24 protein-coding genes are annotated in these 24,195 nt (G+C 71.9%); 12 read left to right on the forward strand and 12 right to left on the reverse strand.

Going from position 1 to position 24,195, the window contains the following annotated elements; translation table 11 throughout:
* Positions 1 to 150: 150 nt before the first annotated feature.
* Positions 151 to 2,010 (reverse strand): AfsR/SARP family transcriptional regulator, encoded by a 1,860-nt coding sequence (locus FB454_RS08550; RefSeq protein ID WP_145752568.1) that lies wholly within the window; start codon positions 2,008 to 2,010, stop codon positions 151 to 153.
* Between the two features lie 189 nt (positions 2,011 to 2,199).
* The gene (locus tag FB454_RS08555) at positions 2,200 to 3,381 is read right to left on the reverse strand and encodes a zinc metalloprotease (RefSeq protein WP_145822772.1); all 1,182 of its coding nucleotides are present in this window, start codon (positions 3,379 to 3,381) and stop codon (positions 2,200 to 2,202) included.
* 140 nt (positions 3,382 to 3,521) lie between these two features.
* On the opposite strand from FB454_RS08555, the gene FB454_RS08560 reads away from it, so the two are divergent.
* Both FB454_RS08560 and FB454_RS08565 read left to right on the forward strand, forming a co-directional pair.
* A complete protein-coding gene (locus FB454_RS08560; protein ID WP_013285119.1) occupies positions 3,522 to 4,094 on the forward strand; it encodes a hypothetical protein in 573 nt (190 codons plus the stop codon).
* Between the two features lie 113 nt (positions 4,095 to 4,207).
* The gene (locus FB454_RS08565) at positions 4,208 to 4,612 is read left to right on the forward strand and encodes a DoxX family protein (RefSeq protein ID WP_013285118.1); all 405 of its coding nucleotides are present in this window, start codon (positions 4,208 to 4,210) and stop codon (positions 4,610 to 4,612) included.
* Positions 4,613 to 4,636: 24 nt separating this feature from the next.
* On the opposite strand, the gene FB454_RS08570 is transcribed toward FB454_RS08565, so the two are convergent.
* A complete protein-coding gene (locus FB454_RS08570) occupies positions 4,637 to 5,761 on the reverse strand; it encodes a glycoside hydrolase family 53 protein (protein WP_013285117.1) in 1,125 nt (374 codons plus the stop codon).
* 11 nt (positions 5,762 to 5,772) lie between these two features.
* On the reverse strand, positions 5,773 to 6,948 hold the full coding sequence (locus FB454_RS08575; RefSeq protein WP_145822773.1) for a cellulose binding domain-containing protein: 1,176 nt from the start codon (positions 6,946 to 6,948) through the stop codon (positions 5,773 to 5,775).
* A gap of 210 nt (positions 6,949 to 7,158) precedes the next feature.
* Here FB454_RS08575 and FB454_RS08580 point away from each other — a divergent pair, with 210 nt between their 5' ends.
* The 3 genes from FB454_RS08580 to FB454_RS08590 all read left to right on the forward strand — a co-directional run bounded on the left by FB454_RS08580 (position 7,159) and on the right by FB454_RS08590 (position 9,140).
* Entirely contained in the window at positions 7,159 to 7,437 is a 279-nt protein-coding gene (locus tag FB454_RS08580; RefSeq protein ID WP_013285115.1) for an FmdB family zinc ribbon protein, read from the forward strand.
* Between the two features lie 21 nt (positions 7,438 to 7,458).
* Positions 7,459 to 8,712, forward strand: coding sequence for a formamidase (gene fmdA, locus FB454_RS08585; RefSeq protein ID WP_145822774.1), 1,254 nt, complete (start codon positions 7,459 to 7,461; stop codon positions 8,710 to 8,712).
* A 98-nt stretch (positions 8,713 to 8,810) separates the two neighbouring features.
* Positions 8,811 to 9,140, forward strand: coding sequence for a cupin domain-containing protein (locus FB454_RS08590; RefSeq protein WP_013285113.1), 330 nt, complete (start codon positions 8,811 to 8,813; stop codon positions 9,138 to 9,140).
* Between the two features lie 86 nt (positions 9,141 to 9,226).
* On the opposite strand, the gene FB454_RS08595 is transcribed toward FB454_RS08590, so the two are convergent.
* Both FB454_RS08595 and FB454_RS08600 read right to left on the reverse strand, forming a co-directional pair.
* A complete protein-coding gene (locus tag FB454_RS08595; RefSeq protein ID WP_091329221.1) occupies positions 9,227 to 10,123 on the reverse strand; it encodes a hypothetical protein in 897 nt (298 codons plus the stop codon).
* On the reverse strand, positions 10,120 to 10,503 hold the full coding sequence (locus tag FB454_RS08600) for a PadR family transcriptional regulator (RefSeq protein WP_013285110.1): 384 nt from the start codon (positions 10,501 to 10,503) through the stop codon (positions 10,120 to 10,122). Before FB454_RS08600 ends, FB454_RS08595 begins: the two co-directional genes overlap by 4 nt.
* 91 nt (positions 10,504 to 10,594) lie before the next feature.
* Between FB454_RS08600 and FB454_RS08605 the strand changes: the two genes are divergently transcribed.
* Together FB454_RS08605 and FB454_RS08610 are read left to right on the forward strand one after the other, a co-directional pair.
* Entirely contained in the window at positions 10,595 to 11,842 is a 1,248-nt protein-coding gene (locus tag FB454_RS08605; protein WP_091329223.1) for an FAD-dependent oxidoreductase, read from the forward strand.
* An 8-nt stretch (positions 11,843 to 11,850) separates the two neighbouring features.
* A complete protein-coding gene (locus FB454_RS08610; RefSeq protein WP_486485403.1) occupies positions 11,851 to 12,339 on the forward strand; it encodes a MarR family transcriptional regulator in 489 nt (162 codons plus the stop codon).
* 17 nt (positions 12,340 to 12,356) lie between these two features.
* Here the strand turns inward: FB454_RS08610 and mraY are convergent, their stop codons facing one another.
* The gene (mraY, locus tag FB454_RS08615; RefSeq protein ID WP_047890936.1) at positions 12,357 to 13,460 is read right to left on the reverse strand and encodes a phospho-N-acetylmuramoyl-pentapeptide-transferase; all 1,104 of its coding nucleotides are present in this window, start codon (positions 13,458 to 13,460) and stop codon (positions 12,357 to 12,359) included.
* Positions 13,461 to 13,575: 115 nt separating this feature from the next.
* Between mraY and FB454_RS08620 the strand changes: the two genes are divergently transcribed.
* Both FB454_RS08620 and FB454_RS08630 read left to right on the forward strand, forming a co-directional pair.
* Positions 13,576 to 13,785, forward strand: a complete 210-nt coding sequence (locus tag FB454_RS08620) for a hypothetical protein (protein WP_013285106.1) — start codon at positions 13,576 to 13,578, stop codon at positions 13,783 to 13,785.
* 347 nt (positions 13,786 to 14,132) lie between these two features.
* Positions 14,133 to 14,924, forward strand: a complete 792-nt coding sequence (locus tag FB454_RS08630; RefSeq protein ID WP_145822776.1) for a nucleotidyltransferase domain-containing protein — start codon at positions 14,133 to 14,135, stop codon at positions 14,922 to 14,924.
* Between the two features lie 108 nt (positions 14,925 to 15,032).
* Here the strand turns inward: FB454_RS08630 and FB454_RS08635 are convergent, their stop codons facing one another.
* Positions 15,033 to 15,887 (reverse strand): aldo/keto reductase, encoded by an 855-nt coding sequence (locus FB454_RS08635; RefSeq protein ID WP_013474614.1) that lies wholly within the window; start codon positions 15,885 to 15,887, stop codon positions 15,033 to 15,035.
* Between the two features lie 96 nt (positions 15,888 to 15,983).
* Between FB454_RS08635 and FB454_RS08640 the strand changes: the two genes are divergently transcribed.
* Entirely contained in the window at positions 15,984 to 16,397 is a 414-nt protein-coding gene (locus FB454_RS08640; RefSeq protein WP_145822777.1) for a nuclear transport factor 2 family protein, read from the forward strand.
* A gap of 38 nt (positions 16,398 to 16,435) precedes the next feature.
* Here FB454_RS08640 and FB454_RS08645 read toward each other — a convergent pair whose 3' ends face one another.
* The 3 genes from FB454_RS08645 to FB454_RS08655 form a co-directional block, all read right to left on the reverse strand.
* Positions 16,436 to 17,413 carry a phosphotransferase family protein gene (locus FB454_RS08645; RefSeq protein WP_013285102.1) on the reverse strand — a complete coding sequence of 326 codons (978 nt, stop codon included), beginning with the start codon at positions 17,411 to 17,413 and terminating at the stop codon, positions 16,436 to 16,438.
* A 93-nt stretch (positions 17,414 to 17,506) separates the two neighbouring features.
* Positions 17,507 to 19,978, reverse strand: coding sequence for an ABC transporter permease (locus tag FB454_RS08650; RefSeq protein ID WP_145822778.1), 2,472 nt, complete (start codon positions 19,976 to 19,978; stop codon positions 17,507 to 17,509).
* Complete coding sequence (locus FB454_RS08655) at positions 19,975 to 20,736, reverse strand: ABC transporter ATP-binding protein (RefSeq protein WP_145822779.1); 762 nt, start codon at positions 20,734 to 20,736, stop codon at positions 19,975 to 19,977. Before FB454_RS08655 ends, FB454_RS08650 begins: the two co-directional genes overlap by 4 nt.
* A 270-nt stretch (positions 20,737 to 21,006) precedes the next feature.
* Between FB454_RS08655 and FB454_RS08660 the strand changes: the two genes are divergently transcribed.
* A complete protein-coding gene (locus FB454_RS08660) occupies positions 21,007 to 22,110 on the forward strand; it encodes an FUSC family protein (protein WP_013285099.1) in 1,104 nt (367 codons plus the stop codon).
* 20 nt (positions 22,111 to 22,130) lie between these two features.
* Here FB454_RS08660 and FB454_RS08665 read toward each other — a convergent pair whose 3' ends face one another.
* On the reverse strand, positions 22,131 to 23,204 hold the full coding sequence (locus FB454_RS08665) for an XdhC family protein (RefSeq protein WP_013285098.1): 1,074 nt from the start codon (positions 23,202 to 23,204) through the stop codon (positions 22,131 to 22,133).
* 116 nt (positions 23,205 to 23,320) lie between these two features.
* Here FB454_RS08665 and FB454_RS08670 point away from each other — a divergent pair, with 116 nt between their 5' ends.
* On the forward strand, positions 23,321 to 24,193 hold the full coding sequence (locus tag FB454_RS08670) for an FAD binding domain-containing protein (protein WP_013285097.1): 873 nt from the start codon (positions 23,321 to 23,323) through the stop codon (positions 24,191 to 24,193).
* The last annotated feature ends 2 nt before the right edge of the window (positions 24,194 to 24,195 follow it).

Raw genomic sequence — 24,195 nt, forward strand, 5'->3', positions numbered from 1 at the left:
GACTGAAATAGCGATGACGTCTGTAGCCTGACATGCCGCCCCGTCTCACTGAGATTGGTCGATGACGAGCGGAGCCTGTCACGGCGATCTATATTCGAGATACTTTGTCGTCTACGCTCGCCGGACGACCCGAGCGGTCGGCAGGATCGATCACCCGGACCGGGACGACAACGTGAGGAACGGGTTCCCCCGGACGAGCCGCGACGCCGGCCCGGAGGGCACTGTCGACAATTCGGCGGCGTAATCCCTGACCAGCGCCGGCAGCCGGTAGCGGGCAGCACCGTCCCGGGCGACCAGGTGCGCATCGACCAGGCCTTCCATGGCCCGCCTGATCCGTTCGGTGGACTCGCCGAGTTGCGCCGCGGCACGGTCCACCGCCGCCGGAGCCTCCGGGCAGGCGGCGAGAAGCTCGAACAGCCGGCCGGCCACCTCGTCCTCCGAGGCGACGACCGCGACGGCGGCGGCCAGGCTCGCTCGTACGGACAGGTCGTCGTAACTCAGCAGATCCAGCGTGCTCCCTCCCGCTGTGAGTTCGCCGACCAGCGCGGCCACCGGCATCCCCGGCCACGTCGCCAGTCTCGAGCCGGCGACCCGCAGCGCCAGCACCGATCCGGCACACAGGCCGATCAGCTCGGCTGTCGCGCCCGGATCCGCGGCCAGCCGTTCCGGACCGGCGAGCGCGGCCAGCAGTTCCCGGGCGCCGGGTTCGGCCAACGGCGACAGGGCGACCCGCCGTACACCGTCGAGGTTGCCCAGAGCGCGCCGGGCCACGGCGATCAGGGCGGGACCGGGACTGGCGGGCAGTAGGGGCCGCACCTGGGCCGCGCTGGTGACGCCGTCGAGGACCAGCAGCAGCCGGCGTCCGGCGGTGAGCGAGCGCAGGCGCCCGGCGCGCTCGTCGGCGCTGTCGGGCATGTCGCCCGCCGCGACGCCGAGCGCGCGCAGCACCCGGGCCAGCAACTCCGCCGGGGTGACCGAGGCCCGGTACGCGACGTCGACGAAGATCTGCCCGTCGGTGAACTCACCGGCCACCGCGTGGGCCGCGTGTACGGCGAGCCCGGTCTTGCCGCTTCCCGGCGGGCCCGTGACGACCACGACAGCGGGTGCGCGGCCCGTCGCTCCCGTGCTGACCTCCCCCGCTTCCCTGGTGCGCCCGACGAAGGTGACCAGATCCGGTGGCAGCTCCCGGGGCACCGTCCGGCCGGTCTCGGCGGCGGGAGCCGGATCGGCGGCCGACGGTGCCGCGATCACCGGCGGCGGCCGGGTGTACGAGACGTCCGGCGCCCGTTCCAGGATCGCCCGGTGCAGGGCGGCCAGTTCCTCGCCCGGCTCGATGCCGAGGTGCTGGTCCAGCCGGGCGCGCGCGTCCCGGTAGGCGGCCAGTGCCGCCGGCACCTCACCGCAGCGGTACAGCGCGAGCATCAGCTGCCCCCACGCCCGTTCCCGCAACGGGTACGCGGCCAGATGCTCACGCAGCCCGGGTAGCAGCTCGGCATGCCGGCCGACCGCCAGGCGGGCATCGGTCAGCACCTCGAACACCTGAAGCCGCTGCTCCTCCAGGCTCGCCCAGCGGTTGTCGAGCGTGGTGCCGGTCGGCAGCCCTTCGCCCGCCGCGCCGCGCCACAACGCGAGCGCGGCGTCGAGCGCGGGAACGGCGTCGAGCGCATACCCCCTGACCAGTGCCGTGCGGCCGTTCTCCGCCAGCCGGTGGAACTCCGTGACATCCAGCTCGTCGGGCCGCATCCGCAGCTCGTACGCGTTCGGGCGCGTCACCAGCCGGTCGCCCACCATCCGGCGCAGCGCCGCCGCGTGCGAACGCAGGTTGGCCGTCGCCGAAGGCGGGGGGACGTCGGACCAGACCATGGCGGCCAGCCGGTCCAGGGACACCGACCGGTTCGCCGCCAGCGCGAGCCCGGCGAGCACGGCCCGCCGCTTTCCCGGTCCCGGCGCGACGCGCCGGCCGCCGACCCGCAGCTCGACAGGACCCAGAAGCCGAATGTCCAATTGCATCCCGTCGCTCCCCCGTCGAACTCCGAGGCCGCCCACAGTAGGCGGCCCCGCAGATCAGGACAAGGCATTTCGATAAGGACCAAATGTGACGGGAATCAATGCAAGTAGCGGTGTGTCGACGTAACGGAAACACCGCAGAAAACGCCCGACCAGATCATGACGCCGACGAGCCACCGGCTCGTCGAGCGGTCAGGCGCCGGCCATCGGTGCCGGCGCGAACAGGGGCGGCGCCGGATCGGCTGCCCGGATCGCGGCCACGAGCTGTGCCAGTTGCGGGTAGTCGCCCCCGGCCGCGCGGAGAAGGTGATCCGCCTCGGCGGGGTTTCCGAGATACGACTCGGCGGCCGCCCGCAGAAGAAGCGCGACGGCGCAGAGGTCGCGCGGCTCGGCGCCGGGACGGACGTCGAGAAGCAGCGATCGCGCATCCTCGGGCCGCTGGTTGAGCAGGTGAGCCAGGCTCATCACGATCCGGGCGGACAACGCTCGCGGCTGCGTCCGGACGGCGATCCGGGCGAGTTCCGAGATCTCCCGCACCTCCCGGCGTTCCACCGGCGCGCCGGTCACCACCGCGGCGTACAGGTACCACATTCCGAACTGGAGGCTCAGCATCTGGCCGATCGCCGCGGCGGCCGCGGGATCGGTGCCGCCCGCGCGAGCCAGCGCCGCGAGCCGCTCGGCCTCCTCGACCAGATCCGCCGACTGCGTGTGTCCCGCGCTCAATCTCTGCTGGTAGGCAGCGAGGGCCAGGAGCGGATCGCTGCCGTCGCGGGCCTGAATCCCGACCCGGTGGACGTCACCACCCGCTCGGGCGACCGCCCGCAGCGCCCTGACCACCTCCTCCTGGTAGTAGCCCGCCCGCAGCCCTTCGCGGGCGGCTGCCGGAGCCCGGGGCCAGCGGAGCAGGTTGTGGCCGTCGCTGTGGGTCGAACGCCCCGGAACGAGGTTGGTCAGGCCGAGCAGCGCCCCGACGAACGCGGCGCCGAGCAGCGTCAACCGCGTCAACGCCGTACCGGTGGACGCCGACGCGACGACGAGTGCCGTCGCGGCGCACAGGTTGGCCAGCGGGCCACCGAGATAGAACAGCAGCATCCGCAGCGGTAACGCCGTCATCGACGGCGACGGCCGGACCGACACCTCGTTGCGCCAGCCGTTGAAGGGCGCGACACGGACCGCGATGACCGGCAGACGCAGCAGCTTCGCCACGACGAGGTGACCGCACTCGTGCAGGACGAGGTGCAGCCACAACGACACGCAGGTGAGGCCGGCGGCGACGATCGCATCCATCACCGACTCGGTGACGAGCAGCGCGAACGCCGTCGCCTCCACCGCCAGGAGGAGTGACACGGCGACCAGCCGACGGCGGAGCTTCACCAAGAGATGGTACGGCCGGACAGGCGGCGGCAGTGGGACACGCGCGCTCACGCCCGGCACAACCACGACCCGGCGGTACCGCCGTAGAGCCCCGGCCCGGGCCGGATCAACTGTTGACGCCGGATGACACGCTTGCGCCGATGGATGCGTTCGTCTCACAGTTGCCCGCGCTGCTCGGTGTCGTCGTCGGCGCCCTCGGTACGGGTCTGGTGACCTTCCTGTCCACCAGGAGTCAGTGGAAGCGTGGTCAATCCGTACGGTGGGACGAACGACGACTGGAGGCGTACGGCGAGTTCGCGCAGGTCCTCAAGGAGATCCAGGCGATCTCACTGCGGGTCCTGGCCGCGGCGGACGGCGACAAGTACCGCTCAGGGCTGGACAAGGCCGCGGCACTGCCCCGGCTCGCCGACGCGGACATCAGGCACACCCTCGCGTGGGAACGCCTGTTGCTGCTCGGGGATGCCGCCACAGTCGCCGCCGCGCAGGACTGGCGCGAGGCGGTCTGGCAGCTGGAGCACCGGGCCCGCGAGGTCGGGGAGACCACCGAGCCGCTGACCGACGTCTACCAGCAGGCCAACGCGTGCCGTGATCGCTTCTATGACGCGGCTCGGCGCGGCCTGGGCGTGAGCGGCGGATCAGTCGCCCAGTCCGACCGCCTGCAGCAGCGCCTCGCATCCCCTGAGAACCACCAGCCCGCGTCCTCCGGCAGCTGATTCTGGACTTCGTACCCTCTCCGGCGCGATGAGTTCATGCGCCCCGGCCGGTCTGACCTGGTGTATCCGATCGGATGCGGGAAACCGGCAGACCGCCAGGAGGGACGAGAACCATGACCGTCGTCGACACCACTCCCCCGCCCGTCGCGCGCGGGTTGCACCGGACGCTGTGGGCGCTGCAAATCGTCCTCGGGGTCTTCCTCATCGTCGCCTCCGCCGGCCCCAAGCTGTTCGGCGAGACGAACGCGGTCCAGACCTTCGAGGACATGGGCGCCGCGCCCTGGTTCCGTTATCTCGTCGGTCTGCTGGAACTGGCCGGTGGCATCGGGCTGCTCGTGCCTCGGCTGGCCGGCCTGGCCGCCGTCGGGCTCGCGCTGCTCATGGTCGGCGCCGCCGTCACCCAGGCGTTCATCCTGCACGGCGGCGCGCTGGTGCTCACGCCCGTGGTGCTGTTCGCGCTGTTCGTGTTCATCGCGTGGGGCCGCCGCCACTCGATTCGCCGGCTCCTCGAGCGCTGAGCGGGGGTGCGCCGGCCGACCCCGTCAGGGCGTCCAGCGCACCCCCGGGTTCACCCGCCCGGACCAGTCGAAGACGGCCATGTTGTCCCACTGGTTCCCGGTGCCGTTGATGTTCGCCGGATCCCAGCCGTTGCCGCTGACGGCGTACCAGGTCGGTTCCCAGTAGAAGACACCGACGGCGCCGGCGTTGCGGGCGGTGTTCTGGACCCAGTCGAACTCCTGGGCCTGCCCGGCCCAGGTCGCACCGATGCCGTCGCAGGTGGCGTCGCCGATGGCGTTCGGCTCGCTGTCCGCGTTGTCCCGGGTGAAGGGGTACGCGGTCTCCACGATCACCACCGGCTTCCCGTAGCGGTTCCGCAGGTCGACGATGTTGTTGTAGAGGTTCGCCAGGCTGCCGTGCCACATGCAGTAGTACGACAGGGCGGTCATGTCCCACTGCACGCCCTGGGCACGGATGCCGTCGTAGAACCACCGCGCGTTGGCGTTGCTGTCGGCGTTCGCGGTGTGGATCATCACGGGGATGCCGCCGCCGCAGGCCTTCACCGCGTTGTAGCCCTGCTTCAGCAGGCCGGCCAGCGGGGCGAAGTCGTTGTTGACGACCTTCCCCTCGTTCCACAGCATCCCGACGTTGATCTCGTTGCCGATCTGCACGCTGTCCGGCAGGGTGCCCTGCCCGCGGAGGGCGGCGCAGACGTCGTAGGTGAACGCGTACACGTCGTTGCGCAACTGGCTCAGGCTGTGCCCGGCCCAGGCCGCGGGCTTGTACTGCTTGCCGGGGTCGGCCCAGGTGTCGGAGTAGTGGAAGTCGATCAGCACCTTGAGGCCCTTGGCCTTCGCCACGCGCGCCTGGGCCAGCACCCTGCTCTTGTTGTTGTAGCCGCTGGCCGGGTTGTTCCACACGCGCAGCCGGACGTAGTTGAGGCCGACGGACCTGAGGATGTCCAGCGGGTCGCGCGCCACCCCGCCTGCGTCGTAGTACTTCGCGCCCAGATCCAGGCTGCGCTGCAACGAGGAGACGTCGGCGCCCCGCATGCTGAGCGTGTTCGCGGCGGCGACGGGCGCGGGCGTACCCCCGAATGTGGTGGTGACGGCGAGGGCGACGGCCGTGACGGCCCCGGCGAGGGCGCGGCGGCGGTGGGGTGTGGTCACGAGGCTTCCTCTCAGCCGACAGTGCAGGGGGCGCCGTTGAGCGAGAAGCCGGTCGGCGGTGCGTCGCTCGCACTCCACCGCCCCTGGAAGCCGAAGGTCGCGGAGCCGTTCGGCGCGATGACGCGGTTCCAGTCGGCGTTGCGGGCGGTCACGGCGGCGCCGGTCTGGCCGACTGTGGCGTTCCACGCGGTGGTGACGTGCTGGTCCCCCGGGAAGCCGAAGGTGACGATCCAGCCGTCGACCGACGTCGTCCCGGTGTTCTGGACCGTCACCGCGGCCACGAAACCGCCGGGCCACTCGGACTGGTTCCGGTAGGTCACCCGGCAGGTCGAGGGCGGCGGGGGCGGCGGCGTGGACGTCGTCGGCAGTGTGACCGTGTTGGACGCGATCGACACGTTGCCGGCCGCGTCCCGGGCCCGCACGTAGTACAGGTTGCGCAGCGGCGTCGACGGGGGCAGCGGCGCCGTGTACGTGGTGCCCGGCACGGTGGCGACTCGGGTCGAGGTGAACCAGCCGTCGAACCGGTAGACGTCGTACCCGAGCACGCCGGCGTCGTCGGTCGACGGCGACCAGGACAGCGTGGCGGTCGAGGCGGTCACCTCGCCGACTGCGAGGTTCTGCGGCGCGCTCGGCGGGGTGGTGTCCGGGCCGGTGTCGGTCACCGGGGTGACCACCGTCAGCGCGTCGGTGGACGGCGATCGGCGCCCGGACCCGTCCCGGGCCGACACCCGGAACGAGTACTGCCGGCCCGGCTGGATGTAGCCGGTGATCGTGGTGGAGGTGACGTCGCCGAGGCTGATGCCGTAGACCACGTCGTCGAACGCCTGGTAGTAGGTGACGTCGTACCCGGCGACGGGGCAGCAGCCGGGCCTGGCGGCCGTCCAGGTGAGGGTGACCGACGTGGTCCGTACCTGGGTGGCGGTCAGGTTCGTGGGCGCGCTCGGCGGGAACGGCGTGGTGCTGGGCGTGCTGGGCGTCGAGGTGGGCGGCGCCGCCGTCCCGGTCGGCTCCGCGGCGGGCACCGCGGCGCCGCCGGGCGCCGGGGCGACAGCGGGGTACGCGGTGCCGGCGTCCGCCGACGGCGCGACGGCCAGAGCGGCACCGAGCAAGGCCGTGGACAGCACGACCGCGGCCGTCAGACCCGGCCGCAGACGGCGGAACAGCGAGGACGAGAAGACGGCAGCCATAGGTCGACAATGCCCGCCATACATCGATGATCGCCAACGTGTCCCACACCTCGGCCGGTGCCACGGCCCCGCAACCCGCCGCGAGGCGCGACCTCCGCCTCATTCGTCGTTTTGCGCCGCTTATGTCCGCAATCGGTCACAATCGGATAGACAGGGTGAGCCGCTGCGGAACGGCCACCACACGCACGAAAGGCTGGACGGGAAGCGGCGATGGCCACCTTCGAGTACCGCTGCGCGCAGGATGGCAGCTTCGATGTCGCGATGCCGGTCGGCACCGCGGGCCCGTCGACGAACTGCCCCCGGTGCGGGTTCCCGGCGACACGGGTGTTCTCCGCGCCCCGGCTCACCCGCATACCGGCGGCGCTGCGCGAGGCCGTGGACCGGACCGAGCGCAGCGCGGAACAGCCGGAGGTCGTCGGGCGGGTGCCCGGCCGTCGCCCGGCGCGTCACTCGACGAACCCGGCCCACGCCCGCCTGCCCCGATGGTGACCACGAGAAGGGCTCAACGCCGTGCCTGAACTGCTGTTCCCCCTCGACTCCACGAAGAGGTTCACCGACCATGAGAAGGTCGGGCACAACCGCTGGCATCCCGACGTCCCGCCCGTGGCGACGGTACGGCCCGGACAGTCGTTCCGTGTCCACTGCCGCGAGTGGTTCGACGGCGCGATCCACAACGACGACTCCGCCGAGGACATCCGGGACGCTCCGCTGACCCGGGTCCACGCTCTCAGCGGCCCGTTCGCAGTCGAGGGCGCCGAGCCGGGCGACCTGCTCATGGTCGACATCCTCGACATGGGCCCGATCCCGCAGGAGTCCGGTCCGCTGGCCGGCCAGGGCTGGGGTTACACGGGCATCTTCCCCACCGGCAACGGCGGCGGCTTCCTGACCGAGCAATTCCCCGACGCCTACAAGGCGGTCTGGGACTTCACCGGTCACAAGGCCACCTCACGGCACATCCCCGGGGTCTCGTTCACCGGGATCTCCCACCCGGGGCTGATGGGCACCGCCCCGTCCGCGTCGCTGCTGGCGACCTGGAACCAGCGGGAGGGGGCGCTGATCGCCACCGCGCCCGACCGGGTGCCGCCCCTGGCCCTGCCCCCCGAGCCGCAGGACGCGATCCTCGGCAGCCTCACCGGCGCCGACTTCGACCGGGTCGCTGCGGAGGCGGCGCGGACCGCTCCGCCCCGGGAGAACGGCGGGAACCAGGACATCAAGAACTTCACCGTCGGCAGCCGGGTCTTCTACCCGGTGTACGTGACGGGAGCCAACCTGTCCCTCGGCGACCTGCACTTCTCGCAGGGCGACGGGGAGATCACCTTCTGCGGCGCCATCGAGATGGGCGGCTTCGTCGACCTGCACGTAGACCTGATCAAGAACGGCATGCAGACGTACGGCGTCGCCGAGAACACGATCTTCATTCCGGGCGACACCCCGCCCCAGTTCTCCCAGTGGCTGGCCTTCTCCGGGCTCTCGGTCACCCTCGACGGCGAACAGCGGTACCTCGACTCGCAGCTCGCCTACCAGCGCGCCTGCCTGCACGCCATCGACTACCTGACCCGCTTCGGCTACCAGCCGGAACAGGCATACCTGCTGCTCGGTGCCGCACCCATCGAGGGCCGGCTCTCCGGCGTGGTGGACATCCCCAACTCCTGCGCGACCGTCTACCTGCCCACCGAGATCTTCGACTTCGACATCCGCCCCTCGGCTTCCGGTCCGACCCGGATCGATCCGGGCAAGGGCGCCCCGAAGGCCACCATGCCGTAGGCAGGTGCCCCTGAGGGCCGGCGGTTCGGCGACGGGCGGCCGCGCTACGGTTCCCGGACGAGGATCGCGCCCGGCGCGACGATGAGAGGGGACACCTCATGCAGAAGTCATCCCTGACCGCACTGGCCCGCGAGCAGCTGAAGCTCGCGCACGGCTCCTCCAGCGGCCGCAGCAGCTCCACCGTCTACGGCGGTCACGAGCACAGGCTCCGACAGACGCTGATCGCGCTGACCGCCGGGCAGATGCTCAGCGAGCACGAGAATCCCGGCGAGGCCACCGTCCACGTCCTGCACGGCCGGGTCCGGCTCGGCGCCGGCGAGACGTCCTGGGACGGCGCACCCGGCGATCTGCTGATCGTGCCGGACCGCCGGCACACGCTGGAGGCGCTCGAAGACTCAGCGGTGCTGCTCACCGTCGCCAAGCGCTGACGACCGCACGCGTCCTCATCGGGCTTCGATGACGGAGGTGGCCCCCGCCGGGCGGTCCGGCCGGGGCCGGGCCGCCCGTCCGCCGGTCAGGCGCGGGTGCGCTGCCGCAACCGGGTCGAGACGATCGCGCCGACCGCCATGAGGACCGCGACGGCCAGGGACGGCAGGGCGTCCGGCCGGCGCAGCAGTTCTTCCGTCAACCCGGCGTTGTCCAGCTGGTGGACCGTGCCCAGCAGGAGGGTCGGGACGACCGCGATCAGCAGTCGCTGGTCGGCGGTCGCCACCCACAGGAAGGCGGCCACCCCGGCGATCACCATGGCGGCGGCGACGATCCGCGGGACCGCGTCGACCATGCGGAGGCCACCCGCGGGGATCAGATGCAGGGCGAGGATTCCGGCGGTGACCAGGACGGCGTTGGCGCGAGGTGCCGGCGGCACGTCCGCCGGCCGCCGCAGGCCCAGCACGATCAGCGGCGTGGCGACAACCGGTGCCCACCACTGCGGCAGGCCGTTGAGGAACAGGTACGGGGAGATCAGGCTCGGCACCACCGCCCCGGCAACAGCCAGGACGGCGGCGGTGCGGGCACGGCCGGCGACGAGCGCCACCAGCGCCGCGATCAGCACGACCTCGTGGACGCCCTGATTGCGCAGGATGGTCACCGGGTCCGAGAGTCCGCCGTACCGGAACGCCTCGACGATGTCGTCCAAGCCGATGAGGACGCCCAGCGCCAGCACCGCCAGGGCGCCGAGGTGGATGCCCTGCCAGAACAGCACGGCAGTGGGACGGGCCGCGGCGCTGCCGCCGTACACCCGCAGGCCGCCCCGGAGGAGCGAGACCGCCTCCCGGGCGCTGGGCCAGCGACGGGTGGTGGGTTCGTCCCCGATCAACGTGTCGATCAGTTCGTCGGCGCGTTCCCGGCGGTAGCCGGCCGGGTAGGCCCGCAGCAGCATGCGGTAACGCCTCTCCAGGACATCGGAACTCATGCTGGTCTGATCCTCACGGTAGAAGGTTGACGGGCACTTGCCTGCGATGCGACCCGGCGCGGCAGGCGGTCCATGACCACCCGGGCGGCCTGGGCGAGCCGGTCGGCCTCCTCGGTGAGTACGCGGCAGCCCTCGTCGGTGAGCCGGTAGTAGCGACGGGCACGCCCGTTGACGATCTCCTCACCGTCGGCGGCGACGAGTTCCTCGCCGAGCAGCCGGTCGATCACCGAGTACAGCGATCCGGCAGCGAGGGTCACCCGCCCGTCGGAAAGCTCGGTCACCCTCTTGATCACGGCGTAACCGTGGAGCGGCCCACCGAGCAGGGCAGCGAGGACGAAGTACGACGGTTCCCGTAGCGCGGGACGCGAAGCAGATCCCATGAGCCGAATATACAACCAACTTGAGTATCAGTCCAAGGTGACTGTTCACAGTGGCCATTGCCCAAATCATCTTAATGATTAAGGTAATCGGATGAGCGCATCGACCGACTTCTCAGTAGCGATCGCCGGCGCCGGCCTCTCCGGCCTCTGCCTGGCCCAGTACCTGACGCGCGCCGGCATCGACGTGCACGTCTACGAGCGGGATCCCGGCCCCTTCGTCCGGCGGCAGGGCTACCGGATCATCCTCGACCGGTACGGGCTGGCGGCGCTGCGCGAGAGCCTGCCCCGCCCGCTGTACCGCCTGGCGCTGGCCACCGGCGACGAGCCCGGCGGGCACCTGCGCTTCACCGACAGACGGCTGCGGGACGCCTTCACGATCACCTTCAAGGACGACCCGCACGAGACCCGCCAGGTGGACCGGCTGACCCTGCGGTCGATCCTGCAGTCCGGGCTGGACGGGCGCATCCACTACGGCAGGGCCGCCGTCGCGGTGGACAACGGCGGTCCGGCCGGGCTGCGGCTGCGGTTCTCCGACGGCAGCGCCGCCGCGGCGACAGTCGTGGTGGGCGCGGAGGGCGTCGGCTCGGCGCTGCGCGCGCAGCTCATGCCGGACGCCGACCCGGCGGACACCCCGATGGCGGGCATCTACGGCCGGTCGCCGTTGTGGCGCGACGGCGCAAGCGTCATCCCGGACGCGCTGCGTACCAGCGGAGTCCTGTCCATCGCCGACCGGCCCGGCAGCGCCTTCTTCTTCACCTCAATGCGGTTCGGCGAGAGCCCGCGGGAGGCGTTCTCGCGCCTGGCTCCGGGCAGCTACGCCCCCACCGGCGACGACTACGTCATGTGGGCACTGCTGCTCCGGCGGGACGAGCTGCCTCCAGGCGTCCGCGGGGACCTGCGGGCGCTGTGGCACGTGGCGGCCCGGATGAGCATCGACTTCCACCCGCTCGTCCGGCGGCTGGTCGACACGGCGGAACTGGACGCAACTGTGCTCAACCTGTTCGCCACCGGCCGGCGCCCGCACCGGTGGGCGGTGCCCCGGGCGACGATGATGGGCGATGCCGTACACGTCATGCCGCCGTTCGGCGCTCATGGCGGCAACACCGCGCTGCGCGACGCCGCACTGCTCGGCCACCGGCTGGTCGAGGCCCGGCGGAACGGCACATCCGTGGAGGAGGCGATCGCCGGATACCAGGACGAGATGGTGCCGTACGCCTTCCACGCCGTCGACAACGCCGCGAGGCTGATGCACCGCCTCACCGGTGGCGCCGCCGCACCGCACTGGGTGCTCACCCGCGTGCTACCTCGGCTGCACCGGGTCACAGTGCCGGAGGCATGATTGCCCGCGTGTCCCACGATCCGGCCCGCGCCTCCGCGATCGCCGACCTCATGCGCGCCGGGCGGGAGACGTCGCGGCTGTCCATGGTGTTCCGGTACGCCATCGCGGAGCGGCTGGGCCTCGCCGTGAGCGACCTGGAGTGCCTCGACTACCTGGCGGACATCGGCTCCGCCACCGCGGGGCAGATCGCCGAGCGGACCAACCTCACCACCGGTGCGGTCACCAGCATGCTCCGCCGGCTCCAGCAGGCCGGCTACGTGACGACCGAGCGCGACCCGGCAGACCGGCGGCGGGTCGTCGTCACCATGCGGCCGGAGCGGATCGCCGACCTGGAGCGGCCGTACGAGCGTTTCGCCGAGCGGGCGGAACGGCTCGTCGAGGGCTACAGCGCCGAGGAGGTCAGGCTGCTGGTCCGGCACCACGACCGCCTCCAGGCGATGTACCTCGCCGAGTTGGACCACCTCCGCGACGGCGACACCGCCCAGCGGTCCACCTGAACCGGCGTCTCCTGTCGCTATCCCACGGCCGCCAGGAAGTCCGAGTAGAACAGGCCCAGGCCGGCCGCGACGCAGACACCGGCCACGATCCAGAAGCGGACCACGATGGTGGACTCGCTCCAGCCGGCCAGCTCGAAGTGGTGGTGCAACGGCACCATCCGGAAGACCCGCTTGCCGGTGGTCCGGAACGAGACGATCTGGATCACCCAGGTCGTGGTGATGATGACGAAGAGCCCACCGATCAGGATCGAGAGCAGCGTCGTACGGGTCACCACCGCCAGCCCGCCGATCAGGCCACCCAGCCCGAGCGCGCCCACGTCACCCATGAAGATCCGGGCCGGGGACGTGTTCCACCACAGGAACCCCACACAGGCACCGGCCGCGGCTGCCGCGATCATGGCGATCTCCAGCGGATCGCGGACCTGGTAGCAGTACTCGTTCACGCGGGCGTACCCGTCGTCGGCGCACCAGTGCCGGTACTGCCAGAAGCCGATCAGCGAGTACGCGCCGAGCACCAGGATCGACGCGCCGGTGGCCAGGCCGTCGAGGCCGTCGGTGAGGTTCACACCGTTGGACATCGCCGTGATCACGAAGATGAAGACCATGACCGCGCCGACCTTGCCGACGTCCAGCCAGCTGATGTCGCGGATGAGCGAGATGTGCTCGCTGGCCACGGTCTGGCCGTTGGTGCTGGGCACGTACAGCGCGGCCACGCCGAACCCGCCGCCGACGAGCGCCTGGCCGAGCAGCTTGCCCTTGGCGGACAGCCCGTCGGAGTTGCGCCGGCGCACCTTGAGGAAGTCGTCGAAGAATCCGACGGCGCCGCAGAAGACGAACAACCCGAGCAGCACCAGGGCCGTCATGGTGGGCCCCTCCTGCGCGATCTGCCGTTCGGGCAGGGTGGTCAGGGCGAGATGCCCGGCGACGTACGCGAGGACCGTCGCCACGATGAAGACGACGCCGCCCATCGTGGGCGTACCCTTCTTTCCCTCGTTGCTGGCGAGCCCGATCGACCGGATCGGCTGACCGGCCTTCAGCGCGCTGAAGACGCGAATCGCCACCGGCGTGCCGAACAGGGAGATCACGAACGCGACAGCGGCCGCGACGATGACCGCCCTCACGGACGGCCCACAAAGTCATCGATCACGACACGTGAGCTTGCCATCCGGAGGCGGACGGAGCAGCCCCTGAGCTTCACCACGCCGAAGCTGGCCTGCACGCCGTAGCGTCGACGGCATGAGAACGATTGTGGTGTCGCTCGCGGTGGCCGCGGTGGTGTTGCTCGCGCTCGTCGTCTTCGTCGCCCGGCGCGACCGGTCGAGGCGCCCGTCGGACGAGGACTCGGCTGCGGTCCGCCGGGCCGCCGCCGACCAGCACCGGCACGACGCGCAGCGGCAGGCCACATCGGGTCTCGCGGAGCGGCACCGCAACCCGCCGAGCACGTAGGCGCGACCGGCGCATGCGGTTGCGCGTACAGCCGCTGCTTCTGCCCGCCGGAGAGCCGCCGGAACTGCGCGCCGAGCAGCTCGCAGCTTCCCGTTGTCGCGTTGCGGGTCGATGCCGACGATCTCGCCCTGCTCGACGGCGAAGCTGACGCTGTCCACAGCGGTGTGCTCGCCGTAGCGCTTGACGAGGCTGTCCATCTCGATGACTGCCATGGCAGAAGCGTGCCGTCCGAGGTGGTTGATGCCGGGGTCAGCCGAGCCTCGGCGTACTGCCGGCGTGGACGGGTCGACTTACTCGATGGCGGCCAGGCGGGCCGCGGTACAGGATCACCTGGTGGTCCACCTGACATGGTTCTCTCCGATCTCCGCGAGGCGTGGCGCCGGGCGCTGGCCGGCAGGCTCCTGGGCCTGTACCTGCACGGCTCGCTGGTGGCAGGCGACTTCGCCGTGAACCGCAGCGACCTCGACCTGCTCGCGGTGCTCACCGACGATCCGGACGAGAAGCTCCTCGACGTACTCGCCGAACTGCATTCCGACCTCGACCGGCGGCACCCGCAGTGGGCCGGCCGGATCGAGGTGGAGTACGTGTCACTGGACGCGGTGCGCGCCGATCCCGGCCGGGATCACGTGATCGCCCGGATCAGTCCCGGCGAGTCGTTGCACCTGCTGCCCGCCACCACCCACCGCGTCGTGACCTGGGCCGCCGTGCACGACCACGGCCGTACGCTGCTGGGACCGCCGGCCGGTGAGCTGCTCCCCGCCGCCGACCCCGGCCTGGTCAGCGCGGCTCTGCTGGACCACGTCCGCGACTGGCCGGCCTGGGTGCTCGAGATGACCCCACCTGGAGCCCAGTCGTACGCGGTGCTCACGCTCTGCCGGGCCTTCCAGCGCCTGCGCCATGGCCGGCAACTGTCCAAGCGGCAGGCCGCCGAGCAGACCATCACCGCCTGCCCTCGATGGGCGGACCTCATCGCCTGGGCACGCGACTGGTGGTACGACTCCGGCCACGACACCGATCCCGGCCGGTTCGACGAGGTCCGGGCATTCGTGACCGAACTCAGCGCCGCCATCCTGGCCCCGACCGATGGTGGGCAGTGGCGCGAGCTGGACTGCGACGCCGCGACGAAGCAGGCGGGCTAGACGGCCTCCACGGCGATCAGGGCCATCCCGGCCAGGAACGCCGACGTAACCGCTGCCGGCAAAGGTGAGACCTTCCGTCGAGGGTCGTGGACTCGTGGCAGGGCGCCGCTAGTCGAGCCGGGCCAGTTCCTCGGGGGACAGGCGCAGCGCCCCGGCGGCCAGGTTCTCGACCAGATGGTCGGGGTCGCCCGTACCGGGGATGGCCAGCATGTGCGGCCCGCGGCTGAGGGTCCACGCGATGCGCACCTGCGCCGGCGTCGCCCCGTGCGCCCGGGCGACGGCCGCCACCGCCTCGTTGCCGGCCACGCCACCTGCCTCACGTCCGTCGCCGGCGATCGCGAAGAACGGCACGAAGGCGACGCCCTGCTCCCCGCAGGTGCGCACGAGCTGGTCGTGCACACGTCGGGTGTCGACGCCGTACGGGTTCTGCACGCAGACCACCGGGGCGATCGCCTGTGCCTGCGCGAGGTGCTGCGGACGGATGTTCGACAGGCCGAGATGCCGGATGAGCCCGGCGTCCCGCAGGTCGGCCAGCGCGCCGAAGTGCTCCGCGACCGACTCCAGCCCGTTCTGGCGCAGGTTGACGACGTCCAGGTGGTCACGGCCCAGCTGGCGCAGGTTCTCCTCGACCTGTCCGCGCAGTTGGTCGGGCCGGGCCAGCGGCAGCCACTCGCCGGAGGGGTCGCGGCCCGGCCCGACCTTCGTGGTGATGACCAGTTCGCCGGCGTACGGCGAGAGCGCCGTGTTGATCAGCTCGTTGGCCGACCGCAGTGGCGAGAAGTAGAACGCCGCCGTGTCGATGTGGTTGACGCCGAGCTCGACCGCCCGGCGCAGCACGCCGATGACGCGTTCGCGGTCGCTCGCCACACCGCGGTTGCCGGTCAGGCGCATCGCGCCGAATCCGATCCGGTTGACGGTCAGGTCGCCGAGCGTCCAGGTGCCTGCGGACGCCGCAGTAATCATGTTGGGCACCGGGCGAACCTAGCCATCCCCGCTGACCTGCACAGGCGGTCATCCGCCCGATACCGGTTCCCGGAGATCGCTGTTAGGTTATCTACAGTGAACGACGATGATCTTCCCACGGGGAACGGCGGCGCGGATCTCGCCGGGGTCGAGGGCTTACGCGCCGCTGAACGGCGTCTTCAGCGTGCCCAGCTGTCCTCCGACGTCGCGGAGTTGGATCGGCTGATCGACGACCGCCTCGTGTTCACCGGGCCTGACGGCCGTCTCTACTCCAAGCAGGACGACCTGCACGCGCACCGATCCGGCCAGCAGACGATGACCCGGGTCGACGAGGAGGACCTGGCCGTGCTCGCCGTCGGCGGCACCGGGGTGACGTGGTTCCTCGGCACGCTGGAAGGCACCCTTGCCGGCGAGCCGTTCGTCGCCCGGGTCCGCTACACGCGCACATGGATCCTCGACGAGGACGAGGGGTGGCGCCTGCTCGCGGCACACGTCGGTCCGGCCGACTGAGACACCCTCGCGCACGGTCCCGTGGTGCCGGGCTGCCGTCAGATCGCGGCGAGCGCCTTGGTGATGTTCCACTCGGCCAGGTCCAGCATCCACTTCCGATCCGGAAAGTCGGTGTCCGCGATCCGCAGTGGCCCTTCGATCAAGGACAACGTCTGCGCGTATCGGTAGAGCGCCAGCCGGTGGGGGTCGAGAGCGACCGGGCGCAGCGCCGGGTATGTCTCGCCGAAACGCATTTGCAGCCAGGCGTGGTCCCATTCGACGTCGAAGTACGTCAGCCCCTCAAAATCGATCATGACGGCCTCACCGGCCGGTGTGACGAGCACGTGATCCGGGCCGAGTTCGCCGTGCACCAGCCCGTACTCCTCGCGTGGGGTGACCGCGCTCCTGAGGTGGCGTACGTGGGCGCCGACCCGGTGGTGGGCATCGGCCAGCCGGGCGTCGCGGGCCGCTGCCGCGTCGAGGTGGCCGAGCGCGCGGTCGACGATCACGTCCTCGGTGCGTCGCGTCTGTGATGCCTCACCTCGGGCGATGGCCGCGACCTTTCCGAAGTGCGGCCCGAAGGCCGTGTGCATGCGGCGCAGGGCGTCACCGAGCGCGGACAGCGGCGTGACGGCAGCGGCCGGATCGTGTTCCACCAACGCCTCCAGCCGCAGCGCGCCCGCGTCCTCGACAAGCGCGATGTCGGCGTCGAGGTGACGGCCGTCCCGGTCGATCATCAACAGATGCGGGACACGCACTCCTGCCCCGGTGAGCGCCGCGTGGGCGGCGGCGAAGAGATCCGCGCCCGACGCATCCGTGAACGGGTCGTCCGGGACCGCCGGTGACGGCGGCCAGTAGTTCTCGCTCGCGGCCCACACGTACAGCATCACGGTTGTCCGGTCGTCCAGCCGAAGCCGGTAGACGCCCTTCTTGGTGCCGCCCGTCAGCCGGTCCAGGGCAGCGAGCCGCCGGTCCGAGCCGAACTGGTCCGACACCAGGTCGTGCAGGTCATCCGGTTGCAGGAATGTCCTCGTCATGGCCGCCTCTCGTCGGACCGAAGCGGCCAGGCTGCCAGGCCGGGCACCGGCGCACAACCGGGTTGACGCACCGGACCCGCCCCGCCGCCGGTCCTACTCCTTCAGGCCGATGTTGTCGATCGGCGGAGCGCTGAGCAGCCGCCGGACGGGCCACACCGTGCTCACCGACGCCAGCAGTGCCGTACCGCCGAGCACCGCCGCCCACCCGAGCGGCGGCACGTACGGGATCGGGCTGCCGGTCAGTCCGTTGACGATCGCGCTCAGCGTCAGCACCGCGATCGTCGCGCCGATCAGCACCGCCGTGCCGAGCAGCCCGGCCTGTTCGGCCCGTACCATCCCGCGGATCTGACGGCGGGTGACCCCGACCAGTTGCAGCAGCGCCAGCTCGCGGCGGCGGGCCAGCGCCGCCATCACCATCGTGGTGGCCGCCGCCAGCGCCGCGTACCCGACCATCACGCCGATCAGCAGCCGGTTCAGCCAGGCGCCGAGCGCCAGATCGGTGCCGAGCAGGCGCGTGCGGGTGGTGGCGTCGAGAACCTCGGCGCCGGGCCGCGCCGCCGCCCACGCAGCCAACGCGGTGCCGGCGTCCGGGCCGCCGCGGACCAGGACCTCGTCGACGGTGTTCCCCGCCGTGTGCCCGGCGACCGTCCCGGCAGCCAGGGTGACGTCGCCGAAGCCGAGGCCACGGTCGTAGATCGCGACGACGTCCAACGTGACAGGGGTGCCGTCGCCCAGCCAGAGTTCCGCCTTGTCGCCGACGTCCCAGCCGGACGAGGACGCCTGCGTCGTGGACAGGGCGACGGTGCCGGCGCGCAGGTCTGCCAGGGTGCCCTTGCGCACGGCGAGGTCCATCGTCGACGTGACGCCCGCCGGGTCGACGGACTGCGCGCCGACCGGCTCGATGCCGCCGAGCGCCCGCACCACGACCTGGGTGCGGCGTACCCCGGTGGCCGCCTGCACCCCGTCCAGCTCGCGGATCTCCCCCGCCGCGTCCGCGGGCAGTCCACCCGGAGCGACGAGCACCCGCTCGGCGAGTGTTCCCGCGCTGCTCTGCGTGGTGGTCTGCCGTTCCAGGTTGTTCTGCAGGAACCAGACCGAACCGCCGAACCCGACGGACAGCACGAGGGCGGTCAGGACCGTCGCCATGCCCTGCGCGTTGGCCCGCAGGTTGGCCGCAGCCAGGTATCCGCCGGCCCGCCAGATCCGCGGCAGCACCGGGGTGAGCAGGCGTGCCGCGTACGCGTTGATCATCGGTGCGAGCAGCGCCACCGCGATGACGAACAGGTAGAGCATGCCGACCGCGCCGGCCAGCGCCCCGGCCGACCCGGCGGCGCCGAGCGTGAACGCCCCGGAGCTGCCGGCCGCCATCAGCGTCAGCACGCCGGCGATCAGCCGTACCGGGCCGCTGCGCCGGGGTTCGACAGCGATCTCGCCGAGCGCCTCGATCGGTTTGATGGCGGTGACCCGGCGTGCGGCGATCAGCGCGGCGACCACCGCCACGAGGACCGCCGTACCGATGGCGGCGGGCACCGCGAACAGACCGCCCACCATCGGGAAGCCGGCCGGCACGAACCCCCGCCCGACCAGTTCGCCGTGCACCCAGCGGGCCGCCAGCAGGCCGGCCGGGCCGCCGATCGCGGAGCCGGCCAGGGCGAGCAGCGTGGCCTCGGCGACCAGCATGCGGCGCACCTGCCCCGGCGTGGCGGCGACCGCGCGCAACAACGCCAGGTCACGCCGACGGTGCCGGACGGACAGCCCGATGGTGCCGGCCACCACGAACACGATCAGCAGGACGACGTACCCCCCGAAGGCCGACCCGGCCTCGACCAGCAACCTCTGTGCGGCCCGGTTCTCCGGCTGCTCGGCCTTCCCGCGGTCCTTTCCGGCGTACGCCGTGGCACCGGCCGCCGACGCGATCTCCCGCACCGCGCCGAGGTCGGCGCCGGGCGCCGTCCGTACGCCGATCGCGTCCACCCGGCCCGGGTGCGCGGACAAGCGGGCGGCCTGCGCGTCGGTGAAGAACACCGCCGCCGAACCGGTCTCGGCGGTTCCGCTCACCCGGTACGACCGGCTGATCCCGCCGACGACCAGCGCGATGCGGTCGCCGGGCGTCACGCCGAGCCGGGTGTCGGCCACCACCTCGTCGTCGTTCCGGGGCGCGGCACCGGCGGCGAGGGAACGGCCGGTGAAGGCGTAGGTGTCCCAGCCGTGTCCCACGGCCGCGGGTGAGCCGATCAGCACCGCGTGGTCGCCGGTGACTGCCGTGACGCCCGGCACCCGGCGGATCCGGTCCACGAGGTCGGCGTCCACGGTGCCGCCCTCGGGCAGCGTCACGGTGCTCGTGGTGGTGTCACCGTCGAACTCGCGGAACGTGTGGCTGATCGTGCGGTTGGCGACGACCACGTCGGCGCTCGCCCAGAGCCGCGGCTCCGGGCGGAACCGCAGCCCTGACTCGACGAGCGTGCCCATCGCCACCAGGATCAGCACGCCGGCGATCAGGGCCAGCAGGGTCGCGGCGGCGGGGCCGGTGCGGTGCCGCAGCAGGCGGGCGGCGAGGCCGGTCATCGGAGGACCCGCCCGTCCAGCGAGGCCAGGTGCTCGGCGATACGGACGGCTCCGAGCTGCGGGAGGTCGGCGACCATCGCACCGTCGGCCAGCACGAGCACCCGATCCGCGTACGACGCGGCGATCGGGTCGTGAGTCACCATCACCACCGTCTGCCCGTGCTCGTCCACGACCGCGCGCAACAGCGTCAGCACCTCCGCCGCGGTCCGCGAGTCGAGGGCGCCGGTGGGCTCGTCCGAGAAGATCACCTCGGGGCGGGTGGCCAGCGCACGGGCGATCGCCACCCGCTGCTGCTGGCCGCCGGACAGCGCCGCCGGCCGGTGGTGCAGCCGGTCGGCGAGGCCGACCCGCTCGACCACGTGGGTCAGCCAGGCCCGGTCCGGGCGGACGCCGGCCAGACGCAGGGGCAGCACGATGTTCTCCTCGACGGTGAGCGCGCCGATCAGGTTGAACGCCTGGAAGACGAACCCGATCCGGGTACGACGCAGCTCGGTCAGGCGCGTCTCGGACAGCCCGGACAGGTCGGTGCCGCCGAGGATCACCCGACCGCTCGTGGGGCGGTCGAGCCCGGCCGCGATCTGCAACAGCGTGCTCTTGCCGGAGCCCGAGGGGCCCATCACCGCGGTGAAGGTCCCCCGGCCGAAGCCGACATCGACGCCCGCGAGCGCGGTCACCTGGTTGCGGCCGGTGCCGTACACGCGGGTGAGTTGTTCGACACGTACCGCCGGTTCGATGGTGCGTCCCGGATGGTCCGGCATTCTGGTGGCCTCTCTCCGTGTCATCGGCAGGAACTGCGCGCACCAGAAACGCTATTGACCTGGAGGAACGGCGACCATCCAGCGGGCTGCCCGATCCGGGTACAGCAGGCGCTACCACCGGCCCGGGCGCTCGCCGGCCGGCACGTCGTCCGTTCCACCTGCCGCCCGCCGCCCGAGCGATTGAGCAGGTCACAGCCGGGGTAGTGGGCCTCCTCGCGGAAGATCGATCGGCGGCCGGTCCCGGCCTGCCCGGCGAGAGGGGTACCACCGGTGCGGACCTGGGTACGCGACGCCGTCGCGCGGTTGCGCGGCGACGGGATGACAGTGGTCGAGCTGACCGCCGCCGCTGTGGTCGCGTGGATCGTGGCGGCGGTGGTGATCCGGCACCCGGACCCGTTCTTCGCGCCGACCGCCGCGCTCGTCGTGCTCGGCGAGTCCCGCGGGCGACGGCTGCGGCAGACCGTCGAGATCCTGTTCGCCGTGGCAGCAGCCGTGCTCGTCGCGGAGCTGCTGGTGTACGCGCTGGGCCCGGGCACCGAGACGGTCCTGCTGGTGCTGCTGCTGACCACCACGACGCTCGTGGTGATCGGGGCCCGCCGGGCCCTGGTCGTGCAGGCCACCGTCTCGGCCATGTACCTGGTCGTGGTCTCCGCGCCGAACGGGACGCTGATGCCGTTCCGCTTCGTCGACGCGCTCATCGGCGGCGCCGTGGCGCTTGCCGCCAGCCAGCTGATGGCCGCCCGTGACCCGCTGGCACCACTGGTGGCCCAGGCCCGGCGCAGCTACACCGACCTGGCCGACCTGCTCGACCAGGTCAACGCGGCGCTGCGGGGCTGCGACGAGGACGCCGCCCGCGCCGCGCTGGACCGGGCGCGGCAGGTGGACGACTGCGTCGCCGAGATGCAGGCCGCCGTGCTCGCCACCGGTGAGACGCTGCGGCTGGGACTGCGCCGCCGGCACCTGGGCAAGCTCGCCGAGGTGGAGGCCACGCTGCGGCAGCTCGACTACGCCGCCCGCAACATCCGGGTGCTGGCCCGGGCCGGTGTGACCCTGACCCGCCGGCACACCGCCACGCCGCCGGAGCTGGCCGCCGCGATCGGCGCGCTGACCTCCGCCGTACGGTCGGCTGGTGAGGCCATGGCCCACGACCTCACCGGCGCGGACGCCGACCGGCACGCGCAGCGGGCTGACGCGGCGGCGCTGGAGGCGGTCCGGATCGCCGCGGGCCTGCTGCGGACCGATCCGCCACTGCCGGTCACCATGATCGTCGGGCAGATCCGGGCGACAGCGATCGACTTGCTGCGCGGTGTCGGCCACGACGACGTGGCGGTGCTGGACCGGGTGGACGAGGCGCTCGGCCTGAGCCGGGGGTGACACGTCCGCCGCTGGTCCGCTCAGCGGTGGTGGATCGGGGTGTCGAGGTCCGTCAGCCGCCGGCCGGACCCTCCCGCGGCCAGGGCGACGAACTCGGCGGCGATCGCCACGGCGGTCTCCTCCGGCGTCCGCGCCCCCAGGTCGAGTCCGATCGGTGAGGAGAGCCGGGCGAGGGCGGCCTCGTCCACACCCGTCTCGCGCAGGCGGCGCAGCCGGTCGGCGTGGGTGCGGCGGCTGCCCATCGCGCCGATGTAGCGGGCCGGGGTGCGCAGGGCGACCTCGAGCAGCGGGACGTCGAACTTCGGGTCGTGGGTGAGGACGCAGAGCACCGTCCGCTCGTCGACTGCTGTCGACTCCAGGTACGTGTGCGGCCACTGGACGACGAGGTCGTCGGCATCGGGGAACCGCTTGCGGGTGGCGAACACCGGACGGGCGTCGCACACCGTGACGTGATAGCCGAGGAAGCGGCCGATCCGGGCCACCGCGACGGCGAAGTCGATCGCGCCGAAGACGATCATCCGTGGTGGCGGCAGGTACGACTGGACGAAGACGGACACCTCGTCGTGCCGCTGCTGCCCGCGCGTACCGAGTCGAACGGTTCCGGTGGTGCCGAGGGCGAGCATGCCCTCGGCCTGCCGCGCCACCGCACGGTCCAGGTCGGCGTCGCCGAGGGTGCCGGCCACCCGGTCGGGCCAGACCACCATCTGGGCCGTCCCGGCCGACGCCGTCGCCACCGGCGCACCCGCGCGGATCGCGGCGAGCACCGCGTCCGGCTCGGTCAGGACGACGTCCGGCTGGACCAGGACCTCGATGGTGCCGCCGCAGGTCAGCCCCACCTCGAAGGCGTCGTCGTCGCCGACACCGTACGTCTCGGTGCATGCCTGGCCGGTGCGTATGGCCTCCTGGCAGAGCTCGTACACCGCGCCCTCGACGCAACCTCCCGAGATGCTGCCGACGACCTCACCGTCGGCGCAGACCGCCATGGCCGCGCCCGGCGGTCTGGGCGCCGACTTCCAGGTCCGCACGACTGTCGCGACGGCGAACCGGACGCCGGCGGCACGCCACGCGGTCAAGCCGTCGACGATGTCTCGCATTGCCGCACGATCCGTGAGCAGCAGCGGCACCGTCAACGCCGACCTAAGGACTTGCTTAGGTCGGCGTTGACTTCCGCGGGCACCGGCACCACATTGACGACTTCCGGAGGTGCGATATGCAGGTGCCGGCCCCGTTCGAGTACGAACGAGCAACCAGTGTGGACCATGCCATCAGCCTGATGGAACGGCTGGGCAGCACGTCCCGGCTGATCGCCGGCGGGCACAGCCTGCTGCCGATGATGAAGCTGCGGCTGGCCAGTTTCGACTATCTCATCGACATCAACGATCTCCACGACGAGCTCGGCTACATCGAGGCGGGCCCGGACGAGCTACGCATCGGTGCGCTGACCCGGCATCGGGAACTGCTCGAGTCCGCCACCCTGACGGCGGCCTTCCCGATCTTCGCCGACGCCGAACGGGTGATCGCCGATCCGGTGGTGCGCAACCGGGGCACACTGGGCGGCTCCCTGTGCCAGGCGGACCCGTCGGAAGACCTGTCCGCGGTCTGCACCGCCCTGGACGCGAGCTGCGTGATCCGCGGGCCGGGCGGCGCCGAGCGGGTGGTGTCCATGGAGGAGTTCCACGTCGGGCCGTACGAGACGGCCGTCGGCGACGGGGAGATCCTGGTCGAGATCCGGCTGCCGGTGCGGCCCGGCTGCGGCAGCGCCTACGAGAAGGTGGAGCGCCGGGCCGGCGACTGGGCGGTGGTCTCGGCGGGTGCCGCGGTCTGGCTCGACGGCGACGTGATCTCCGACGCCCGGGTCGGGCTGGCCGCTGTGGGTCCGAACACCACCGGCATCCCGGAGATCTCCGCGGCGCTGCGCGGGCAGGAGCCCGGCGAGGGCCTCTTCGCGCAGGCCGGCGCGATCGCCGCGCGCAGCTGCGATCCGGCCACCGACCAGCGGGGCAGCGCGGACTACAAGCGGCACCTGGCCGACGAGCTGACCAGACGGACCCTGCGCCGGGCCGTGGAACGGGCGAGGAGCTGAGC

It is taken from the genome of Micromonospora sp. CNZ297 (assembly GCF_007827625.1).

What these genes read in the sequence shown, in the direction of transcription:
- FB454_RS08550 (WP_145752568.1), bottom strand. Translation starts at nt 2,010, where the DNA reads ATGCAATTGGACATTCGGCTTCTGGGTCCTGTCGAGCTGCGGGTCGGC.
- FB454_RS08560 (WP_013285119.1), top strand. Translation starts at nt 3,522, where the DNA reads ATGGATGCGTTCGTCTCACAGTTGCCCGCGCTGCTCGGTGTCGTCGTC.
- FB454_RS08565 (WP_013285118.1), top strand. Translation starts at nt 4,208, where the DNA reads ATGACCGTCGTCGACACCACTCCCCCGCCCGTCGCGCGCGGGTTGCAC.
- FB454_RS08575 (WP_145822773.1), bottom strand. Translation starts at nt 6,948, where the DNA reads ATGGCTGCCGTCTTCTCGTCCTCGCTGTTCCGCCGTCTGCGGCCGGGT.
- FB454_RS08580 (WP_013285115.1), top strand. Translation starts at nt 7,159, where the DNA reads ATGGCCACCTTCGAGTACCGCTGCGCGCAGGATGGCAGCTTCGATGTC.
- FB454_RS08590 (WP_013285113.1), top strand. Translation starts at nt 8,811, where the DNA reads ATGCAGAAGTCATCCCTGACCGCACTGGCCCGCGAGCAGCTGAAGCTC.
- FB454_RS08595 (WP_091329221.1), bottom strand. Translation starts at nt 10,123, where the DNA reads ATGAGTTCCGATGTCCTGGAGAGGCGTTACCGCATGCTGCTGCGGGCC.
- FB454_RS08600 (WP_013285110.1), bottom strand. Translation starts at nt 10,503, where the DNA reads ATGGGATCTGCTTCGCGTCCCGCGCTACGGGAACCGTCGTACTTCGTC.
- FB454_RS08605 (WP_091329223.1), top strand. Translation starts at nt 10,595, where the DNA reads ATGAGCGCATCGACCGACTTCTCAGTAGCGATCGCCGGCGCCGGCCTC.
- FB454_RS08620 (WP_013285106.1), top strand. Translation starts at nt 13,576, where the DNA reads ATGAGAACGATTGTGGTGTCGCTCGCGGTGGCCGCGGTGGTGTTGCTC.
- FB454_RS08630 (WP_145822776.1), top strand. Translation starts at nt 14,133, where the DNA reads ATGGTTCTCTCCGATCTCCGCGAGGCGTGGCGCCGGGCGCTGGCCGGC.
- FB454_RS08635 (WP_013474614.1), bottom strand. Translation starts at nt 15,887, where the DNA reads ATGATTACTGCGGCGTCCGCAGGCACCTGGACGCTCGGCGACCTGACC.
- FB454_RS08645 (WP_013285102.1), bottom strand. Translation starts at nt 17,413, where the DNA reads ATGACGAGGACATTCCTGCAACCGGATGACCTGCACGACCTGGTGTCG.
- FB454_RS08650 (WP_145822778.1), bottom strand. Translation starts at nt 19,978, where the DNA reads ATGACCGGCCTCGCCGCCCGCCTGCTGCGGCACCGCACCGGCCCCGCC.
- FB454_RS08655 (WP_145822779.1), bottom strand. Translation starts at nt 20,736, where the DNA reads ATGCCGGACCATCCGGGACGCACCATCGAACCGGCGGTACGTGTCGAA.
- FB454_RS08665 (WP_013285098.1), bottom strand. Translation starts at nt 23,204, where the DNA reads ATGCGAGACATCGTCGACGGCTTGACCGCGTGGCGTGCCGCCGGCGTC.
- FB454_RS08670 (WP_013285097.1), top strand. Translation starts at nt 23,321, where the DNA reads ATGCAGGTGCCGGCCCCGTTCGAGTACGAACGAGCAACCAGTGTGGAC.